This window comes from Pseudoalteromonas citrea (genome assembly GCF_000238375.3).
Classification (GTDB): domain Bacteria; phylum Pseudomonadota; class Gammaproteobacteria; order Enterobacterales; family Alteromonadaceae; genus Pseudoalteromonas; species Pseudoalteromonas citrea.
In genome coordinates this window covers 103,856-122,091 of sequence record NZ_AHBZ03000015.1, presented here as the reverse complement: position 1 = coordinate 122,091, position 18,236 = coordinate 103,856, and the positions used below count along the sequence as shown (strand labels likewise).

The following is an 18,236-nucleotide window of genomic DNA, read 5'->3' as shown; positions in this document are numbered from 1 at the left end:
ATGGGAGTAGTTTATCTATATGTGCTAAAAAATACAAAAGCCGGCTAGGCCGGCTCTATAAATATACTACTTATGGATTACTAATTGTAATGAATTAGCCCTGGGTAAGCCCTTTATTAATGGCTTCTAAGTCATTACGAGACAGCGTACCAGCAGCTTGCTTCAGTCGTAATGAAGAAAGTACATATTGGTAACGTAAATTCGCTACGTTTCGTTTTGCATCATAGAGGTTCTGTGTACTAATTAATACGTCAACAATGGTACGAGTACCTACTTCAAAGCCTGCTTCGGTTGCTTGTAAAGCACTTTCTGCTGAAATAACAGCTTGCTCTAGTGCTCTATAAGTTGCAACGTTTGACATTACTTGGTTGTATGAGGTGATCACTGAACGAGTTACTTCACGCATACTCGCTTCTAAATCTTCACTTGCACCAACATATAGTGCACGGGCTTGCTCCGTTGCAGCCAAGGTGCGGCCACCTGAATAAATTGGTACATTAAACGTTATACCAACCGATGTTTGATCTTCACGAGGTTTGTGAAGTTTGCCGTTAGAGTCAGTTAGTGAATCTCCGTAGCTTGCGTTTAGGCTTAATGTTGGATAATGACCGGCCTGAGCTTGCTTTATTTGATCATCGGCAATATCTAAACTGGCTTTTGAAATCGCGAGTGATAAATTCTTATCTTTTGCTATTTCTACAAAATCAGTCGCTTTTCGACTAGGAGATACCGTTGAGAACGTTTCAGTATTCAGTGAATCAAGTTTGTTGTGGTATTTACCCGTAATTGTACGCAGCGCTTCACGTGCTGTTTCAACATCATTGGTTGCCACAATTTCATTTGCGACAGCTCGGTCAAACCGAGCTTGCGCTTCATGTACATCAGTAATGGCCGTTAGACCAACTTCATAACGCTGTTTGGTTTGTTCTAGCTGGCGCTCGATAGCACGTTTCTCAGCTTGTACAAACTCCAAGTTATCAAGTGCACTTAGTACGTCAAAATAACCTTGTGCAATACGAACGACGAGCTCTTGTTGGGCAAGTTCATATTGTGTACTTGCTTGGATAGCACGTTTTTCTGCGATGCTTAGCGCTTCCCAAACTGACATATCAAAAATAGTTTGACTGAGCGAAAGGCTTCGGCTGAATGTGTCTGTAAAGCCACTTCCTATGGTATAGCCAGTTGCATCAGTTTGAACTCCAGAAAAACCATCAGAGTCTACTTGAGTGTACCCTGCACTAAATCCAAGTTGTGGTAATAAGGCTCCAAGCGCGCTATCTTGAGCAAACTTTTGCGCATCAGCCTGTGCTTTTGCTTTGAGTACAACAGGGTCATTGGCTGTGGCAATATCGTATACTTGAAGCAGATCTTCTGCGTACGTTAGGCTGCTGGTTAATGCGCAAGACAAACCAACAAAAAGTGATAATAAGCTTTTTTTCATTTTTCGTTCAGTCCTTAGACAATTTTTATGCTAACTGCATGTTACCCTGTTTTTTTTAGAAACGAAAAAATAAATACGTAATTCAAAGCCAACAAGTGTAACAGAATATATAAGAGTTAAATGGGTCCATAAAACCTTACTTTTAATGACGCTAAATATTGGGCCGAATGAATGATTTTTAAACCCTAGACTTAAATAAAATAGGAAAATAAATGGCCTCACTAAGCGAGTTTTGCAATCATGATGTGGAAATTAGCTCAATTGAAAATGTGTACCAAGGCTTTTTCCAAATACAAGCCTATCACTTTAAACATGCGTTGTTTGCCGGTGGGGTATCACACACAATTCGCCGAGAAATATTAGAACGCGGTCATGCTGTGGCTGTACTTCCTTATGACCCCAAAACAGATTCAGTGTTGTTGATAGAGCAAATCCGTATTGGCGCCATGGCGACGAAGTCTTCGCCATGGCTTCTTGAGTGTATTGCAGGTATGGCTGAAGGGTCTACTGACTATGAGCATGTTGTGCGAAAAGAGGCTCATGAAGAAGCTGGCCTCCAGTTAGATAAACTGCACTTTATGATGTCGTATTTATCAAGTCCTGGGGGCACAACGGAGCGGTTGTATTTATATTTGGCGGAAACAGATTTATCACAGGCGGGCGGCATTTACGGGTTAGAAACTGAAGGGGAAGATATAAAAACCCATGTTCTGGCATATGATGATGCGATAACACGGCTAAATAGTGGCGAAATTGATAACGCTGCAACAGTGATTAGTCTACAATGGTTAGCAATAAATAAGGCCAAGGTCTTAGCACCATGATGTGAAAAAGTTGAGGTTTAACTTTGAGTGAAGTAGTAACAACGCAGGGGTACATTCAATCTCTTCCAAAGTATATAACGTTATGTGAGCGTAATTACTTGCGAGTATTAAAGGTACTTCCTCCTGAAGCCGTTGGTGAAACACGCACAGTGACATTGGCTGATGCTCAGTATGTCATTGAGATTGATAACTGCGCGAAATACACCACAGATATTTCAATTAATCAAACATCTAGTATCAGCGACTTTATACCTCAATTACGGTTCTCTGTTCGTTTGTATCATGATGCCAAAGTCGCTGAAGTGGTGCACCATGATTTTCACCAGCGTGTAAAGCCTTCTTATGGCTACCCTAATCCGAGTATGCATCAAAAAGATGAAAAATATCAGTTAAATGCTTTCTTAGGGGACTGGCTAATGGCGTGTCTTGAAAGTGGCAGAGTACCGCTGAACTGGGATGTGAATAATGGCATGGTTTGAACAAAAGTATTACTTTGATAAAGCCCGGATCAAGCTTGCCCATATTACGGATTGCCATTTATTTAGTAATAAATCGGGTGAATACTTTTCTGTAAACACCGCGGAGAACTTACAAAAGACACTTGGTTTTTTGGCAACCATAGATATTGATGCCGTGATTTTTGGGGGCGATTTAACCCAAGATCATAGTACAGCTTCATACCAGTTATTTGCAGAGTTAGTAGAGAGCTCACGATTGCAGGTTCCCGTTTTTTGGTTACCTGGCAACCATGATGAATTGACGGAATTAGAGGCAATTTCAGGTGGGCAAATACATTCGGCCAAACATTTGCAGATTCAAGGCGCTGATGTTTTATTAGTTAACTCTAAAGGCAAGACCCCTGCAGGGTGGTGTGAACAAGCTCATTTAAATGAGCTTCAGCAAGTATTGGCACAAGGTTCTGAACAAGTACTGGTGTTTTGTCACCATCACCCAATACCAATAAATGGTTATTTAGATAAACACATTTTAGAAAATGGACCTGAGTTACTGAATTGCTTGGTTAATAGTAATAAGGTTGTGGGTTTAATACATGGCCATGTTCACAATGATTATCAAAGCGAATATCGAATGATGAATATAATGGCAACCCCAGCAACCTCGATTCAATTTAGTAAATTCACTGCGCAGTGGCAACAACAAAATTTAGGCCCGGCAGTACGCGTGATAAACTTAGATAAGAACGGGTATGACTCAGAGGTAATATGGCTCGACGGGTAATTTATATCCATGGTTTTAACAGTTCAGAAGCGTCATTAAAAGCTCAACAGCTAGGGCGGTGGCTTACTGAGCAGTCCTTTAAGTGTGAATACTTAACGCCGAGATTGAGCTTTGATCCTCGTATTGCTATCACACAGCTCGCAGCTCTAATTGAAGCGGATACTGTGTTGGTTGGTAGCTCTTTAGGCGGTTATTATGCGACGTATTTGTCACAATTGTACGGATTAAAAGCAGTTGTAGTAAACCCTTCGGTAAAACCATTTGATTTATTAGCGGATTATTTAGGAGCGCAGTATAATCCATATCAAAAGGTACACTATGAATTAACGTTAGCGCATGTGGATGCGCTCGAGCAATTGTATTATCCAAGGTTAGTGCAGCCGAAATTATTAATGCTATTACAGCAAATGGGGGATGAAGTGTTACCCTATCAACAAGCAGTGCACTACTTTAGCGCGAGTGAGCAGCGTATTGAGTTTGCTGGAGATCACAGTTTTGTGGCTTTTCAGCGCTATTTTGACGACATAGTCAATTTTTTAGAAATCACGTAAAACTGAACGAATTTAATAAAAAGAACCCATTTATGAGCGAACAAAACTATAACGCAGAAGCGATTGAGGTTTTAAATGGTTTAGAGCCAGTCAAACGTCGACCTGGCATGTATACCGATACCACACGCCCTAACCACTTGGGCCAGGAAGTAATAGACAACAGTGTAGATGAAGCGCTTGCGGGCCACGCTACCAAAATTGATGTTATTTTGCATGAAGATAACTCTTTAGAAGTCTGCGACGATGGCCGAGGTATGCCTGTTGATATTCACCCAGAAGAAGGCCTTCCAGGGGTAGAACTAATACTGACAAAACTGCATGCGGGTGGTAAATTTTCAAATAAAAACTATCAATTTTCTGGTGGTTTGCATGGTGTTGGTATCTCGGTAGTAAATGCGTTATCAACGCGCGTTGAAATCAGCGTTAAACGAGATGGTCAAGTGCATGAAATGGCATTTGAAAGTGGTGATAAAGTTCAAGATCTTGAAGTCACTGGCACTGTGGGTAAAAGAAACACCGGCACATCTGTGCACTTTTGGCCCGATGCGAGCTACTTCGATTCAGCTAACTTTTCTTTATCTAAGTTATGCCACATTCTTAAAGCCAAAGCGGTATTATGCCCAGGTTTAAAAATTCGCCTCATTAATAAACAAAGCAAAGAAACGCAAGAGTGGCATTATGAGGCTGGCCTTGAAGACTATCTAAAAGACAGTGCAAGCGGGTTTGAGGTATTACCTAAAAGCCCGTTTACAGGCAGTTTTAGTGGTTCTACTGAAGGAGTTGAGTGGGCATTACATTGGCTACCAGAAGGGGGCGAATCAATCACAGAAAGTTATGTGAATTTGATCCCGACTGCACAAGGTGGTACTCATGTTAACGGTTTACGTCAAGGCTTGCTTGAAGCTATGCGAGAGTTTTGTGAGTTCCGTAACTTATTACCAAGGGGCGTTAAATTAACGCCGGATGATATTTGGGATAAGTGTAGTTATGTATTGTCAGCTAAAATGCAAGACCCACAATTTGCCGGGCAAACGAAAGAAAAGCTCTCGTCACGTTCATGTGCCACCTTTGTATCGGGCATCGTAAAAGATGCATTTAGCCTATGGCTAAATGAGCATACCGATACGGCTGAATTATTGGCTGAACTGTGTATTAGCAATGCACAAAAGCGTATGCGCGCAGCTAAAAAAGTGGTGCGTAAAAAAGTTACTTCAGGTCCTGCATTACCGGGTAAGCTCACCGATTGTTCTGGCACTGAAACCGAGCGTTCAGAACTGTTTTTAGTGGAAGGTGATTCTGCGGGCGGGTCTGCAAAACAAGCTCGAGACCGAGAGTTTCAGGCCATAATGCCACTACGTGGAAAAATATTAAATACATGGGAAGTTGAGTCAGGGCAAATATTAGCGTCGCAAGAAGTGCATGATATATCAGTTGCGTTAGGTATTGATCCCGATTCAGAAGATTTATCGGGTTTAAGATATGGCAAAATCTGTATTTTGGCAGATGCTGACTCGGATGGGTTGCATATTGCGACCTTATTGTGCGCGCTCTTTGTGCGTCATTTCCCAACGCTTGTCAACAAAGGGCATGTTTATGTGGCCATGCCGCCATTATTTAGAATTGATGTGGGTAAAGATGTCTATTACGCCCTAGATGAAGATGAGAAAAAAGGGGTGTTGGCACGGATAGAAGCCGAGAAAAAACGCGGTAAAGTTAACGTGCAACGATTCAAAGGGCTAGGTGAGATGAACCCGCTTCAGCTTAGAGAAACGACGATGGATCCGAACACGCGTCGCTTGGTACAGTTGACTCTTGATGAGCCGGAACAAACCATGGAAATGATGGATATGTTGCTCGCAAAAAAGCGCTCAGGTGACCGCAAAATTTGGTTAGAAAATCATGGTGATAAAGCAGAGTTTGATGCGTAGGGAGTTGCTATGAAATATTTATTGGCATTGCTGGTATGCATGTTTGTACCAGTTTCTAATGCACAATCGCTATTACAACAGTTATCGCTGCCTGAAGGCTACAAAATTAGCTACTTCGCAAAACACGTCGAAAATGCTAGGCAAATGGCTGTATCAGCGACGGGGGTTGTGTATGTTGGTTCTCGTAAAGCAGGTAAGGTGCATGCTTTAATTGATACTAATAAAGATGGCAAAGCAGATCAAAAAATAGTGTTGGCACATGGGCTGAATATGCCTTCTGGCTTAGCCATGAAAGGTGATGATTTGTTTGTTGCTGAAGTAAATAGAGTTATTCGCTTTTCTAATGTAGACAAGCAGCTAAACGGTACTGACAAGCAGTTTAATTATGAAGTGGTTTTTGACGAACTGCCTAACAAGCGCCATCATGGTTGGAAGTTTATTCGCTTTGCGGATAATGGTGAACTGCTTATTCCTGTCGGGGTGGCATGTAATGTGTGTGCAGACGAACCACAATTTGGTCGTATATTTTCTTTGAATCTGGAAACCAAAAAGCTGACAACAATTGCACAGGGCGTTAGAAACTCTGTTGGGTTTGATACTAATCCAAAAACTGGCAAGTTGTGGTTTAGCGATAATGGTCGTGACATGATGGGGGATGATATTCCGCCAGATGAACTGAATCGACTGAACACAACACAAGAACATTTTGGCTTTCCCTATGTTCATGGTGGAAGCGTGCTTGATCCGGAGTTTGCAAAAAATAAAACCCTCGCTGACTTTCAGCACTTTAGTGCGCCAAAACTAGCGCTTCAGGCGCATGTAGCACCGCTAGGTTTACACTTTTATCGAGGCGGCCACTTTCCCAAAGTGATGCACAATAAATTGTTTGTTGCTGAACACGGCTCTTGGAATCGTAGTAAAAAAGTAGGCTACCGTGTAATGATGGCGACAATTAAAGGCGGAGAAATTACTGCCTATGAACCATTTGTGAGTGGTTTTTTATCTAAAGAGCAAACCTTAGGTCGTCCGGTTGCATTCGCTGAATTAGCGGATGGTTCTTTGTTAGTTTCGGATGATTATGCAAATGCGATTTATCGTATTCGCTATAACAATAAATAGGGTGTTACATGACTGATCCTCAAGCTTTGTCATTACAAGGCATTGAACAACAGACTATGGGGCGTTTTACAGAAGACGCTTACCTGAATTACTCCATGTATGTGATCATGGACCGAGCCTTGCCGCACATTGGCGATGGTTTAAAACCCGTTCAGCGACGTATTATTTATGCGATGAGTGAACTTGGGCTATCTGCGTCAGCAAAGTATAAAAAGTCTGCGCGTACCGTAGGTGATGTTCTAGGTAAATATCACCCGCATGGTGATAGTGCATGTTATGAAGCAATGGTACTAATGGCGCAGCCGTTTTCATACCGCTACCCGCTGGTGGATGGGCAAGGTAACTGGGGCGCTGCGGATGATCCTAAGTCTTTTGCCGCAATGCGTTATACCGAAGCTAAGTTATCAAAGTTTTCTGAAGTTTTACTGAAAGAGCTCGGGCAAGGGACCGTTGATTGGACGCCTAACTTTGATGGTACGATGGATGAGCCAAAAGTTTTACCAGCACGTTTACCGCATATTTTATTAAATGGCGTAACAGGTATTGCCGTTGGTATGGCCACCGATATTCCACCGCATAATGTCAAAGAGTTGGCAGCAGCAAGCTGTTTATTGCTAGATAAACCAAAAACGTCGTTAGATGAACTGCTTGATATTGTTAAAGCGCCTGATTACCCAACAGACGCTGAAATCATTACCCCCAAAGCAGATATCAAAAAGATTTATACTACGGGCCGTGGCTCGATTAAGATGCGTGCAGTCTATACTGAAGAGCAAGGTGAAATTGTTATTACGGCATTACCTCATCAGTGTTCTGGCGGTAAGGTTTTAGAGCAGATCGCCGCACAAATGACGGCGAAAAAACTGCCCATGGTTGCTGACTTGCGTGATGAATCGGATCATGAAAACCCAACCCGTATTGTGATTGTGCCGCGTTCAAATCGAATTAAATTTGAACCATTAATGGCGCATTTATTTGCAACCACCGACCTTGAAAAAAGCTATCGTGTGAATTTGAACATGATCGGGCTTGATGGTCGCCCGCAAGTCAAAGACATTTTACAAATCTTATCTGAGTGGTTGATTTTCCGCCGTGATACGGTGCGACGCCGCTTACAGCATAGGCTCGATAAAGTATTAGCACGGCTGCATATTTTAGAAGGTTTAATGACCGCCTTTTTAAATATTGACGAAGTGATAGAAATAATTCGCACCGAAGAAAAGCCAAAAACGGAGCTGATGTCGCGCTTTGCACTTTCAGACCGTCAAGCTGAAGCGATTTTAGATCTAAAATTACGCCATTTAGCCAAGCTAGAAGAAGTTAAGATCCGTGGCGAGCAAGATGAGCTAAGTTTAGAGCGTGATAAGTTAGAACTAACACTTGGATCAGAGCGCCGCATGTCGACCCTCATGAAAAAAGAAATTCAAGAAGCGGCTGAGCTATATGGTGATGAGCGTCGTTCACCTGTGGTTGAACGAGGTGAGTCGAAAGCGTTAAGTGAAAAAGACTTGATCCCATCAGAGGCGGTGACGGTTGTATTGTCAGAAAAAGGCTGGGCGCGTGTTGCTAAAGGCCATGATATCGATGCTCAGGGTCTGAATTATCGTTCTGGAGATACCTATAAAGGCGCAGCCAAAGGAAAAAGTAATCAACCTGCTGTTTTCCTAGATACGTCGGGCCGTGCTTTTGCTACCGATGCCCATAGTTTACCTTCTGCACGGAGCCAGGGTGAGCCAATGACAGGGCGCTTTAATCTTGCACCTGGGTGTAACTTTGAGCATGTTCTCATGGGCGAAGATAATACCTTATTGCTGATGGCAACTGATGGCGGGTATGGATTCATTACTGAGTTTACAGATCTGATCAGCAAGAATAAAAATGGTAAAGCCTTGGTAAGTGTTCCTAAAGGAGCTGAACTGATTGCGCCGATTGAAGTGCATGATGTTGCAACTGATATGTGTATGGCCATTTCAAACGAAGGGCGCATGTTACTGTTTCCTTTACGTGATCTGCCTAAGCTTGCCAAAGGGAAAGGAAATAAAATTATCTCTATTCCAAGTGCCAAAGTACAAGCTCGAGAAGAGTTTGTGAAAGTGTTGGCATGTGTTCCAGCCGGCTCAGCGGTAACACTTCATGCAGGTAAACGAAAGTTAACATTAAAGCCTAGCGACTTAGAGCATTATTATGGCGAGCGGGGTAGACGTGGAAATAAACTACCTAGGGGCTTACAACGCGTTGATGAGTTCGAGATTGAAGTAAGTACAGCAAATATAGACAGTAGCGCCGATGGGGTAGAGCCGATATCTGATTAAATACGGCGTAATTGTTTGACCTTTAAAGGCTCACGTATGTGAGCCTTTTTCGTTATTAACTGACTATTTGATTGGCTGCCATTGGGAGTAAGTAAGGCATCGCCATAACCACTCAACAGGGCCAAACTTAAACCAGTTCATCCATAAAGTGGAAAAACTAATTTGGCACACCCACACAGCCACAACAACAAATAAAAGCTCACTGCGAGACATGCTGCCATATAAACCGAGACCCCAGCCTGAAAATATAAAACAGCAAATAAGTGATTGTGCTAAATAATTAGTGAGTGCCATTTTTCCAATGTTGGCAAGTAGCTGCTTGAGTTTAATCAGCATGGCACTGCGGCAAAAAAGAATAAGCGCACAAAGGTAAGCAAAAGCTGAGAATACGCTACCCCAGTAATTATATAACTGGCCTGAAAGCATGGCTTTTAATGGCCACCCAGATGCACTATTTTGCTCTATGCCAATAGCGCTTAGAGTAATGCCAACGCTCAGCGATACAATGCAATAGCCAGCTAAGCGCCTATTACTTAACGTATTGCCAAATAGGTTTAGTTTATAAAGGGCCATACCAATACACATCAGGGCAATGACACGGGGCAGATAAAAGAGGATGTTACTTTGCATATAAGCTGCCATGGCAATCCGGTGGCTCATTGCGGCTACCCAGCCCATTTGGTTGGCAGCTATATCGTCTGCTATTTGTGTCTGTGAAGGAGCCCAGTATGTGTTCATATCAGTGATTGCTTGTGGGTCTTCAATTAATATATGGGGTAAAGAAATGCCAATACTATAGAGGGTGAGTGAGGTTAAGCTCAGTAAGACAATCCCAATGACGATTAAAAACTTTACTGACTTTCTGCGCATTGAATAGACTATCATGCCTGCAATCGCATAGGTAAACAAGATATCGCCGAACCACAGGAAGTAAGCATGGAATAGGCCAATAAACATGAGTATTGCCATTCTTTTAAAGTGTATTTTTCGCGTTTTAGCGCCCTTAACATCTAGTTTTTCAGTCATTAAAATAACACCGACACCAAATAATGTGGCAAAAAGTGTCATGAATTTTTGGTCGGCAAGGATATGATTTAAATAGTAAATTAAGTAATCAGTTTCGTTGATTGGGCCAAGTGCCATAGGGTTTGAGTATGCTGCAAAATGAAGGGAGAAACCTTGAATATTCATCAATAGAATTCCCAGTAGTGCAACACCGCGTACCACGTCTAAATTGGTCAGCCTTTGCTGAGGCTCTAAAGGAGTTGATGCGCTTTGTGACATTGTGATGATAGTTCCTTTATAGTGTGTCGAATTAAAGAGTATACGCAGTATGTGCCTAATTAAAATACAGACAGAATAAGTAAAAGACGAAACTTAAAGCTAAAATTACATAGTTTTATTCTTATTTATTGAACGACTTCAGTTGATTAGAAGAAGCTAAAGCATTTTTTATTTATCTGCGCTAAAATTACCGGTTATAACTTATGCCAGTTTGACTTTGGCGCGATGCAGTCGCGACGTTGTTATACAACTAGCTTATCTCAATTGGCGATTTTTTCGCATAGTTCCACGGGGTTTTGTATGTCAGATAAGTGCTATATCACCGCACAACAATTATTAGAAGATTCATTTCGTGTTGCAGCACAAGTGTATGAAGATGGGTTCCGTCCTGATTTCATCATCGGTATTTGGCGAGGGGGTGCTCCAATTGGTATCGCGGTGCAAGAATACTATGATTATAAAGGAATTGAGACTGATCATATTGCAGTACGTACGTCTTCTTATTATGGTATCGGTAAGCAGTCAAAAGAAATTAAAGTACATGGATTGCATTATATTATTGAAAATGCCGATGCAGATGACTCATTATTAATCGTGGATGATGTATTTGACTCTGGTCGCAGTATTTTTGCTTTAAAAGAAAAATTAAGTGAATTGATGCGCTTGAATTTGCCTCGAGATATTCGTGTAGCATGCCCTTATTACAAGCCAAAAAATACAAAAGTACCGATGAAACCAGATTACTACATTCATGAGTCGGATGAGTGGTTGGTATTCCCACATGAGCTATCAGGGCTAACGCCAGATGAGATTATTGCGGGTAAGTCTGACCTAACAAATATACAAGACTTATTTAAGTCGTGATATATAGCATGATGCACAGAAGTTCGCTTTTGTGCATCACAACTTCAAAGTTATATTTGCGAGAAGCTCTCTACAAACTCTTCGAGTAAATCCATATCTACCGGCTTTAAGCCATCACTACTTCTTACAATTAAGCCTTTTTCGACTAATTCAGAGACTACACGGCGATAAGCTCGTTCAGTTGTGGCAAAACGTTCAGCTTCGGCGTTGACTGTGGGGTATGCCCTGAGCATCGTTGGGTGATTATTCTCAGCACGCAATAAGCAATCATTAGCAATATTGTAACTCAATGGTAAAAGCAACTTATTTAAGTTGATTTTTTGATTTTCGGTAAACTTAGCCGCAATAGATTGTGCTGTATACAAGCTCAGCTGTGGTTGATCTAGCAGCAATTGACGCCAGTGTTTAAGCTCAATTAAGTTATATTTAACCTCACTTAAACAGGTAACAGTGTAAATACAAGGGTGTTGATTTAAAGCCTCAATTTCGCCGATAAGCGTATTGTTACAGTCGAGTTGCCCGAGTAACAAGCGACGCCCATTCCCCACATCATAGCTAAATGATACCGTGCCGCTACGCACTAAAATTAGTTTAGTTAAAGGCTCATCTTGATGGATTAATACATCTTTTTTAGTGTGTACAAATCCATTCCCTGCAAACTTTAGCAATTGTTCTACAAGATCGGTTGAAAAGTGATATTGAAACATCTAGATGGCTCTTCGGACAATTGTCCTATTTATTAGTGATAAATAACGATAGCATGAAGTCCTTGATTTCTCGCTAACTCACACCTGCAGTTTGCTAAAGTGCAAACGCCCCCGTTCCCGTGTTAGAGCTTACTTAGTCCTAATTCTATAAGGGGTTTGTGAGTTAGTTTTTTTATTCTAGGCTTATTCACACCGACAATAATTTTTTACAGCTGACTATGCTAACTCAACTACTGGGAGAGAACAAATGACTTGGGAATATTTAGGCTATATTGCCTCAGTTTTTTTAGTTATTTCACTAATGATGAGTAATGTCGTTAAATTACGGTGGTTTAATTTAACCGGATGTATATGTTTTGCTGTATATGGCGTGATGATTGAAGCTTGGCCTGTCGCACTGACCAATGGCTTGCTGGCTTTGGTCAATAGTTACCATTTAATTAAGCTGCACCGAGCGTAGCGACACAGGTACAGCTTGAAGTTATCTTACGGTTGCTGGTATTTAAGATCACCGGCTATCCAAGTTTGCTCCACTTTAATATCATCTAATTCAGCGTGTGGCACAGTAAAATAATCTCGATCGATTAAGATAAAATCAGCCCACTTTCCCTGCTCTAAACTCCCTGTTTTGTACTCTCTAAATTCACTGTATGCCGCATCGAGTGTAAAAGCGCGCAATGCTTGTGCACGGTTAAGTTTTTCAGCGGAGCGCCAGCCCCCTTTGGGCTTTTCATTTCGAGACATGCGGGTGGTTGCCGCATACAAGCCATGAAACGGATTTGCTAACTCAACAGGGTAGTCAGAGCCAAATGCGAGTTTACTGCCTTGTTTTAAGAAAGTTTGCCAAGCATAAGCCCCTAGTAGTTGATTATCGTTTAGGCGCTGCTGAGCCATTGTCATATCTGAAGTAGCATGAACAGGCTGCATCGAAGGGATAATAGCCAAAGATTTAAACCGTGGTATATCCTCAGGGTGAATGATCTGCGCGTGCTCGATACGGTTTCTCAATAACTTACCACCGACGGCTTTAAAAGTATTCTCGTAAGCATCAAGCACAATGCGATTGGCTTTATCTCCTATTGCATGGGTATGCGCGCTAAATCCATGTTTAAAGCTCAGGGCGAGCAGAGATTCTAGGTGCGGTTGTGTTTCGAGCATTAACCCTTGATGTCCTTCTCTATCATGGTAATCATTCAGTAGTGCTGCACCACGGCTCCCTAGGGCACCATCTGCATATATTTTAACGCTGCGAATAGATAAAAAGTCTTGAGTGTCTTTTATGAGACCATGTTCAAGCATTGTTTCTAGTTTGTCGTCATTGGCTCCGAGCATAGCGTAAATGCGCAGTGGTAATATCTGACGTTTGGCATGTTTTTGATATAGCTTCCATGTATCGTGGTCTATTCCGGCATCATGCGTTGAAGTGATCCCAAGGCTGAGTAAGTGTTCACCGGCGCTTTTGAGCGCGCGTTCTTTTTGTGCGAGACTGGTAGCTGGGATGTGTTTATTAATAAGATTTTCAGCTTTATCAATAAACACCCCTGTAGGTGCTCTACTGTGCGAGCGCAGTATTTCTCCGCCATTTGGAGAGGTTGTTTTTGCATTCACTTTTGCTACTTGCATCGCTTTTGTATTTACCCAAATAGCGTGGCCATCCACCCGGGTGAGTACCACAGGCCTATCTGGTATATATTTATCTAGATCTGCCGCTGTTGGAAACTGTCCTCCGAGCCACAATGTTTGATCCCAACCTCGGCCTATAAGCCATCCTGTTGGGTTTTTTTGTGCATAATCTTTGAGTTTACTACCGACCTCGTCAATTGAGCGGCTTCCTCGGATATCAAGGCGTAGCAAATTGTTACCAAGCCCGATCACGTGCCCGTGTGCATCAATTAGCCCCGGTAACAGGGTTTTGCCTTTTCCATCTATACGTATTGCTTGGGGAAATTGCTTGAGCGTCTCATCGTTACCTGTTTTTACGACTTTGCCTTCACGAAAAACCAGAACGCTGAATGCTTTTTGACCCTGGTGATTAGTCGGTGTATACCCTTTGATATTATGAATGAGTGTCGTTTTTGCTTGCACTTGCACGACAGACATTAGTGTAAATATCACAAAGCTTACGAGGTGTTTTATCTTCATTTCCCTGCCTTGTTGTCATTATGTTTAGTTATGCTGTTAGCACCATATCTTAGTTTTTCTTTTCACTCAAATTGTGCCTTTTACTCCTTAAGTAATTAAAAGGAGGTCCGTTTCAGTTTCGTATCTGTGGGTTAGGAAGGGGCTATCTTAACCACATAACTATGATATTGTTCTGCTTCATTGAGAAAGGAGGGGGTAGAATGCAATTATTTATGGTCTATCTTGGTGGCCGAGTTGCTGGGTGTCATATTGAAATGCATGATGTACGGTTTGTGATTGGTGATAGCATTGAACAGTGCTACCCAAAACTTAAAGCTCAGTGGGTTGGAGAGAAAAATGCGGTTCACATGGACAGCTATACTGCAATAACGCATATTCATGGCTATGAAGTAAGTTTAGTCACAGAGCCTATTGAGCAAGCTGAGAAACTGTATTTTGTGAATATGGGAGGGTATCAGTCAACACACCTCGCGGAGCAACATGAGTTTGCATTGTTTGTTGCTAAAAGTGCTGATGAAGCAAAGAGTCAAGCCAAAGCTCAGCTATTAAGAGGTATGAGCTACCTACATAAAGATAATTTACATGACGTAGATGATTGTTTTGCAATAGACTTATTAGATGAGCAATACTTTATAAAACTGACGCCAAGTGGGCTACATAAGCCCTTAATACCAGATTGGTATGGCTATCATATTTTATAAATTATGAATCTTCCTGTTGCTCTGCTTTTATTGCCATTCTAATCGCAATAATGACAATGGCGAACAATAAAAAAGGCAGCGCAGCTAAACTGTATTCCGCAATGTTACTTTCCTGAAAGCTAGGTTGAAGAATAAAGTGCCCGCCTATACAGAGTAAAATCGCCACTAGTAATAATGGCAACATGATCAATTCTTTGCGTTTTGAGTGTGTTTTCATAGCCAATCTCCTGTCTGATTCGCACTATGGCGCATATTATCATGCTTAAGCTTGATACGGATCATTTGATCAACCATTTACACATAAGATTTGGCATACGATGTTTAGTTGGGGTTCATAACAAAGCCATATCGTGGATTAAGGCACAGAGCTAGTACGCCCAGAGGCGTCAGTGCTGTCTAACCATAACCATACAGTCCTTATAACTCAAAGGCCTTTCCATAAACGCTTGTTTTAATTTAGGTGCCTATTGTTTTTTGGAACACTTGAACAAAATTTACTTGTACGAAATATCTGCTTTGTTATAAATGATGATGCAGGATGGGTGGAGGTATGATGAATAAAAATATAGTTGTAATTAAATTTGGTACCAGTGTATTAACCGCTGGGGAAAAAACATTAAACAAACCTCGTATGGTTGAATTGGTGCGGCAGTGCGTACAGTTAAAAAATGCAGGGTATCAACTCGTGTTAGTTTCAAGTGGGGCTGTTGCCGCAGGTCGCTCGCAATTAACCAAGCAATGCGGTTCAACATTAAAAGAAAAACAGATGCTTGCCGCAATTGGACAGGGGCAGCTTATTCATATGTGGCAAACGTTATTTTCCTTATATGATATTTCCGTAGCGCAAATGCTGCTTACACGCGCAGATGTTGAACATCGAGATCGATATTTAACAGCTAGAGATACACTAACGGAATTACTACATCACGATGTGGTGCCTATTATTAACGAAAATGATGCAGTGTCGACCGCTGAAATCACTGTGGGCGATAACGATAACTTATCTGCGATGGTGGCAATACTCGCTAATGCAAATAAGTTGATCTTGTTAACTGATCAATCTGGACTTTTTACAGCAGACCCTCGAAATTGCCCTGACGCACAATTGATTTCTGAGGTACATAAGGTGGATGATGAATTACGCGCTTTGGCTGGTGGCAGCGGGAGTAGTCTAGGTACGGGGGGAATGGCAACGAAGCTGCAAGCCGCAGATATAGCTCAAAGAGCGGGAGTCGAAACGATTATCGCGAAAGGCAGTGAATCTGATGTTATTACTCAAGTGATAAATAATGACGCACCGAATACCACTTTTTTGCGTTTTAGTGCGCCTGTAGAAGGGCGCAAAAAATGGTTACTCTCTGCGCCAAAATCAACCGGTAACTTGATCATTGATACAGGCGCCTGTGAAGCGCTCATTAATCATGGTGCAAGTTTGTTAGCCAAAGGGGTTACATCGAGTCAAGGGCAATTTAAAAGGGGAGATCTAGTGACTGTAAAGGATCAGAACGGCCGTATTATCGCGAAAGGTTTATGTGGTTTTTCAGATAGTGAGCTACGCGTGATTAAAGGGTGGCATAGCTCTCAAATTGAAGCAGAGTTAGGGTGTAAGTCATCTTATGAGGTACTTCATAGAGATGATATGGTTTTATTAGAATGTGTATTGTAGTGCGTAATTTACGCAGGGTGGTCTAAGCTATAAGCTCAAGAGTGTTTTGAGGCTTGAGATGAATATAACTACACCATGTGGTCATGAATTAACAACGCGCTTATTAGATCAAAAAAGTGAGTGTGCGCTTGATAGCAGCTTTAATCGAGTATTGAGTACTCTGACTCAAGAATCATATGTGAGTGCTTTGTTTTTTAGTAAACATTTCTCTCCGATACACCAACCAGTTGTCGTTTTTAGTTCGCTTTATACGCCCCTCTCAGACGATAGTATTGCCATGCACTTGGAGAAATTAAAGAAGCTGAAACCCAGTATTGAGGTGCACCATTATCAAAACACATCGGTGTTTCCGGCTAAATTTGAAAATAATTTACTCGGCTTTTTGATCATCGAAGCAAGTGATGATGCAATTAAACCTTTTGAAAGTCTCATAGCACATTTATTGAACGTGTATGTCAAGCAGCTCTCGACGCTGCATTATGCCTGTATAGATCCACTTTCTCAGCTGTTAAATCGCCAGACATTTGAAGAAAAAGTATTAAGTGTCGTTGCGCGTGATAATCACGCAGCAATGCGCCAAGGTTATGCTGAGCGATGCTGGTACTTAGCTATGTTAGACATAGATAACTTTAAGTTGGTCAACGATACATACGGGCATGTGATTGGTGATGAGGTTATTTTGCTGGTGGCACAGTTACTCAAAAATAACTTTAGATCAGAAGATTACGTATTTCGCTATGGTGGTGAAGAATTTGCAGTGCTTTTTCCAAGTCAGAGTGCAGAGACGGCGTTTGAAGGGCTTGATAGGATCCGAGCGCTTATTGCGGCAACACGCTTTCCTCAAGTTGGTACTGTGACGGTAAGCGGTGGTTTTGTGACCTTGATTGATATTGGTCAAACTTCAGAGGCCGTGCATCAGGCTGATCAAGCCTTGTATCATTCAAAGCAGCATGGACGAAATAAAATGACATATTTTAATGACTTAGATATTAAGCCGTTAGAGCTTAATCAGAGCGATATTGAATTGTTTTAGCTTATGATATGATATACCCATTATAGATATGGGGAAAAATATGAAATTTGTACGTTGGTTACTTGGACGCATCATCTTATTACTTGATTTTATTTTTACACCAAGCAGCAAAAAGCGCTCGCCAGAGCAACAAAATATGCTTGATGTACAAACTGCACAGTTTAAATTATATCAATTTAAAGCCTGCCCCTTTTGTGTGAAAGTGCGTCGCACTATTAAGCGAGAAGGATTGAACATTGAAACGCGTGATGCGAAAGGCAACGATCAATATCGTCAAGAACTAGCTGAACAAGGTGGCAAAGTTAAAGTGCCTTGTTTGCGTATTGAGCAAGATAACAAAGTAACTTGGTTGTATGAATCAAATGACATTGTGAGTTATCTGCAAAAGCTCGATAACGCCGCATAATGACTGCTCAGTGAGCAAT

General features: G+C 41.6%; 18 protein-coding genes. 13 read left to right on the top strand and 5 right to left on the bottom strand.

Going from position 1 to position 18,236, the window contains the following annotated elements:
• Positions 1 to 94 precede the first annotated feature (94 nt).
• Entirely contained in the window at positions 95 to 1,441 is a 1,347-nt protein-coding gene (gene tolC / locus PCIT_RS07955) for an outer membrane channel protein TolC (RefSeq protein ID WP_010362503.1), read from the bottom strand.
• 212 nt (positions 1,442 to 1,653) lie between these two features.
• Here tolC and nudF point away from each other — a divergent pair, with 212 nt between their 5' ends.
• The 7 genes from nudF to parC are packed head-to-tail and all read left to right on the top strand — an operon-like array spanning position 1,654 to position 9,414.
• A complete protein-coding gene (gene nudF, locus PCIT_RS07950; protein ID WP_010362504.1) occupies positions 1,654 to 2,265 on the top strand; it encodes an ADP-ribose diphosphatase in 612 nt (203 codons plus the stop codon).
• A 23-nt stretch (positions 2,266 to 2,288) separates the two neighbouring features.
• Positions 2,289 to 2,744 carry a DUF1249 domain-containing protein gene (locus PCIT_RS07945; RefSeq protein ID WP_010362505.1) on the top strand — a complete coding sequence of 152 codons (456 nt, stop codon included), beginning with the start codon at positions 2,289 to 2,291 and terminating at the stop codon, positions 2,742 to 2,744.
• Entirely contained in the window at positions 2,731 to 3,504 is a 774-nt protein-coding gene (locus PCIT_RS07940) for a metallophosphoesterase family protein (protein WP_010362506.1), read from the top strand. The genes PCIT_RS07945 and PCIT_RS07940 overlap by 14 nt, the downstream gene beginning before the upstream one ends.
• A complete protein-coding gene (locus PCIT_RS07935; RefSeq protein ID WP_010362507.1) occupies positions 3,489 to 4,055 on the top strand; it encodes a YqiA/YcfP family alpha/beta fold hydrolase in 567 nt (188 codons plus the stop codon). The genes PCIT_RS07940 and PCIT_RS07935 overlap by 16 nt, the downstream gene beginning before the upstream one ends.
• A 32-nt stretch (positions 4,056 to 4,087) precedes the next feature.
• Complete coding sequence (gene parE / locus PCIT_RS07930) at positions 4,088 to 5,983, top strand: DNA topoisomerase IV subunit B (protein WP_010362508.1); 1,896 nt, start codon at positions 4,088 to 4,090, stop codon at positions 5,981 to 5,983.
• Between the two features lie 9 nt (positions 5,984 to 5,992).
• Positions 5,993 to 7,102: a PQQ-dependent sugar dehydrogenase gene (locus tag PCIT_RS07925; protein WP_010362509.1), complete on the top strand. Its 1,110-nt coding sequence runs from the start codon at positions 5,993 to 5,995 to the stop codon at positions 7,100 to 7,102.
• Positions 7,103 to 7,110: 8 nt separating this feature from the next.
• Complete coding sequence (gene parC / locus PCIT_RS07920) at positions 7,111 to 9,414, top strand: DNA topoisomerase IV subunit A (protein WP_010362510.1); 2,304 nt, start codon at positions 7,111 to 7,113, stop codon at positions 9,412 to 9,414.
• 63 nt (positions 9,415 to 9,477) lie between these two features.
• On the opposite strand, the gene PCIT_RS07915 is transcribed toward parC, so the two are convergent.
• Complete coding sequence (locus PCIT_RS07915; RefSeq protein ID WP_010362511.1) at positions 9,478 to 10,698, bottom strand: DUF418 domain-containing protein; 1,221 nt, start codon at positions 10,696 to 10,698, stop codon at positions 9,478 to 9,480.
• Between the two features lie 300 nt (positions 10,699 to 10,998).
• Here PCIT_RS07915 and PCIT_RS07910 point away from each other — a divergent pair, with 300 nt between their 5' ends.
• Positions 10,999 to 11,562 carry a phosphoribosyltransferase gene (locus tag PCIT_RS07910; protein WP_010362512.1) on the top strand — a complete coding sequence of 188 codons (564 nt, stop codon included), beginning with the start codon at positions 10,999 to 11,001 and terminating at the stop codon, positions 11,560 to 11,562.
• Between the two features lie 50 nt (positions 11,563 to 11,612).
• Here the strand turns inward: PCIT_RS07910 and PCIT_RS07905 are convergent, their stop codons facing one another.
• Positions 11,613 to 12,269, bottom strand: a complete 657-nt coding sequence (locus PCIT_RS07905; protein ID WP_010362513.1) for a Crp/Fnr family transcriptional regulator — start codon at positions 12,267 to 12,269, stop codon at positions 11,613 to 11,615.
• A gap of 247 nt (positions 12,270 to 12,516) precedes the next feature.
• Here PCIT_RS07905 and PCIT_RS07900 point away from each other — a divergent pair, with 247 nt between their 5' ends.
• The gene (locus tag PCIT_RS07900) at positions 12,517 to 12,729 is read left to right on the top strand and encodes a YgjV family protein (protein ID WP_010362514.1); all 213 of its coding nucleotides are present in this window, start codon (positions 12,517 to 12,519) and stop codon (positions 12,727 to 12,729) included.
• 26 nt (positions 12,730 to 12,755) lie between these two features.
• Here PCIT_RS07900 and PCIT_RS07895 read toward each other — a convergent pair whose 3' ends face one another.
• Positions 12,756 to 14,411, bottom strand: coding sequence for an amidohydrolase (locus PCIT_RS07895; protein ID WP_010362515.1), 1,656 nt, complete (start codon positions 14,409 to 14,411; stop codon positions 12,756 to 12,758).
• Between the two features lie 200 nt (positions 14,412 to 14,611).
• Between PCIT_RS07895 and PCIT_RS07890 the strand changes: the two genes are divergently transcribed.
• Complete coding sequence (locus PCIT_RS07890; RefSeq protein WP_010362516.1) at positions 14,612 to 15,112, top strand: DUF1543 domain-containing protein; 501 nt, start codon at positions 14,612 to 14,614, stop codon at positions 15,110 to 15,112.
• 1 nt (position 15,113) lies between these two features.
• Here the strand turns inward: PCIT_RS07890 and PCIT_RS07885 are convergent, their stop codons facing one another.
• Positions 15,114 to 15,329: a hypothetical protein gene (locus tag PCIT_RS07885; protein WP_010362517.1), complete on the bottom strand. Its 216-nt coding sequence runs from the start codon at positions 15,327 to 15,329 to the stop codon at positions 15,114 to 15,116.
• A gap of 333 nt (positions 15,330 to 15,662) precedes the next feature.
• Here PCIT_RS07885 and proB point away from each other — a divergent pair, with 333 nt between their 5' ends.
• The 3 genes from proB to PCIT_RS07870 are packed head-to-tail and all read left to right on the top strand — an operon-like array spanning position 15,663 to position 18,217.
• The gene (proB, locus tag PCIT_RS07880) at positions 15,663 to 16,778 is read left to right on the top strand and encodes a glutamate 5-kinase (protein WP_040696832.1); all 1,116 of its coding nucleotides are present in this window, start codon (positions 15,663 to 15,665) and stop codon (positions 16,776 to 16,778) included.
• 58 nt (positions 16,779 to 16,836) lie between these two features.
• Positions 16,837 to 17,811 (top strand): GGDEF domain-containing protein, encoded by a 975-nt coding sequence (locus tag PCIT_RS07875; protein WP_010362519.1) that lies wholly within the window; start codon positions 16,837 to 16,839, stop codon positions 17,809 to 17,811.
• 40 nt (positions 17,812 to 17,851) lie between these two features.
• On the top strand, positions 17,852 to 18,217 hold the full coding sequence (locus PCIT_RS07870) for a glutaredoxin family protein (RefSeq protein WP_010362520.1): 366 nt from the start codon (positions 17,852 to 17,854) through the stop codon (positions 18,215 to 18,217).
• The last annotated feature ends 19 nt before the right edge of the window (positions 18,218 to 18,236 follow it).